This is a genomic window from Nocardia amamiensis NBRC 102102 (assembly GCF_001612745.1).
In the GTDB taxonomy this organism is placed as follows: Bacteria; Actinomycetota; Actinomycetes; order Mycobacteriales; family Mycobacteriaceae; genus Nocardia; species Nocardia amamiensis.
Genome location: NZ_BDBA01000425.1, coordinates 1 through 1,591, shown reverse-complemented (window position 1 = coordinate 1,591; position 1,591 = coordinate 1). Strand labels below are relative to the sequence as shown.

Genomic DNA, 1,591 nt, shown 5'->3' with positions numbered 1-1,591 from the left:
GGGCGCCACGGCCGTCCAGCTGGGCACCGTGTTCCTACGCTGCCCCGAGGCAGGCACCAATCCGGTGCATCGCACCGCCGTCACCGCGGACACTCCGACGATGCTCACCCGCGCTTTCACCGGACGCAGGGCGCGCGGGCTGCGGAACCGATTCCTACTCGAGCACACCGCCACCGCACCGGCCGGGTACCCCGAGATCCACTACGCCACCGCGCCGTTGCGGGCCGCGGCACGGGCGGCGGGAAATGCCGACGCAGTCAACCTCTGGGCCGGTCAAACCCATGCGCTGGCACCGGAAACGCCAGCGGCCGACTTGGTCCGCACGCTGGCTGCGGACACGAAAGCCGCACTGGAAAAAGCACTTTCGCGCCGAATCCAGTGTAGTTGACAACGACTTTCGATTAGACTCGGGTCGCATCGCATCACGTCCAGCACTGGAGGAGAGCGTTATGTCCCTCGATGTCCCCACCGCCCTACTCGAACGCGCCGAGCGCGGCGAGGTCGACGACGCCGACTTCGTCGAGGTCGTGCGCACTTCGCTGCCCTACGCCTGGGAGGTCGTCAGCCGGGTGGCCGGTGAACTGCGGTCCGGCACCGCGGAATTCGCCGACAACACCGTCGCGCCGCCGGACGAGGTGGCCCGCGGCCAGCTGCTGCGCGCCATGGCTTCCGACGCCATCCGCGGCGGACTCGAGCGGCACTTCGGGGTGAAGCTCGCCTTCCAGAACTGCCACCGGGTCGCGGCGTTCCCGCTGTCCGCGGTCGGCGGCGACACCTACACCACGTTCATCGGCACCAGGGCGCAACTGCTCAACCAGAGCCCCGAACTGCGCAACTGCTGATCGGCGCGAATCGAACACCCGGCGCGGCAACCGTTTCGGTCCGCGCCGGGTGTTCGCGCGAAGAGGTCCGGCATGCCCGCGCGTCGCCACCGTTCCCAGCCGCCATGCGCGCGTAGGGTGAACCGCCATGAGCAGCAACGATCTTCGGGATGAGGTCGAAGCCAGGCTGGCGCCGTGGCAGCAACAGCTCGGGGCGGACCGCGCCGCTTACACCAACCACGTCCTGCGCGTCCTGGCGCTGTGCGATCTGCTGGCCGCCGACCAGCAACCCCGGCCGAGCGCTCGCGAGGAATACCTGACCGCGGCCACCCTGCACGATATCGGCATCTGGGCCGCGGGCACCTTCGACTATCTGGGCCCCTCCTGCGACCTGGCCCGAGCCTGGCTGTCGAGCATCGACCGCGCCGACCTGACCGGCCTGGTCGTGTCGATGATCAACGAGCACCACCGGATTCGTCCCGCCGGTCCGCCGCACGACCCGGTCGAGATCTTCCGCCGCGCCGATGCCATCGACGTCGGACGCGGGCCGCTCGGCCGGTTCGGCGTCTCCCGCCGCGCCTACCGCGACCTGGCGAAACGCTATCCCAACCACGGCTTTCACCGCACGCTGGTACGTCTGACCGCGCGGCGGCTGCGAACCAACCCCACGTCACCACTGCCGATGGTGAAGTGGTGACGCGGGGCCGGTCACCGCACGGAAGCGCTCAGCCGAGTGTGGTGACGTCCAGGTCGCCGTCGGCGTACTGGCT

General features: G+C 69.6%; 3 protein-coding genes. All 3 read left to right on the top strand.

Going from position 1 to position 1,591, the window contains the following annotated elements:
* A partial coding sequence (locus NA4_RS38190) for a nitronate monooxygenase (protein WP_174553056.1) occupies positions 1-388 on the top strand: 388 nt, incomplete at its 5' end.
* Between the two features lie 61 nt (positions 389-449).
* The gene (locus NA4_RS38185) at positions 450-842 is read left to right on the top strand and encodes an SCO5389 family protein (protein WP_067481117.1); all 393 of its coding nucleotides are present in this window, start codon (positions 450-452) and stop codon (positions 840-842) included.
* 127 nt (positions 843-969) lie between these two features.
* Complete coding sequence (locus NA4_RS38180) at positions 970-1,518, top strand: HD domain-containing protein (RefSeq protein WP_067481114.1); 549 nt, start codon at positions 970-972, stop codon at positions 1,516-1,518.
* The last annotated feature ends 73 nt before the right edge of the window (positions 1,519-1,591 follow it).

Excerpts from the sequence above, each read along its gene's own strand:
- NA4_RS38185 (WP_067481117.1), top strand. The coding sequence starts at position 450 with ATGTCCCTCGATGTCCCCACCGCCCTACTCGAACGCGCCGAGCGCGGC.
- NA4_RS38180 (WP_067481114.1), top strand. The coding sequence starts at position 970 with ATGAGCAGCAACGATCTTCGGGATGAGGTCGAAGCCAGGCTGGCGCCG.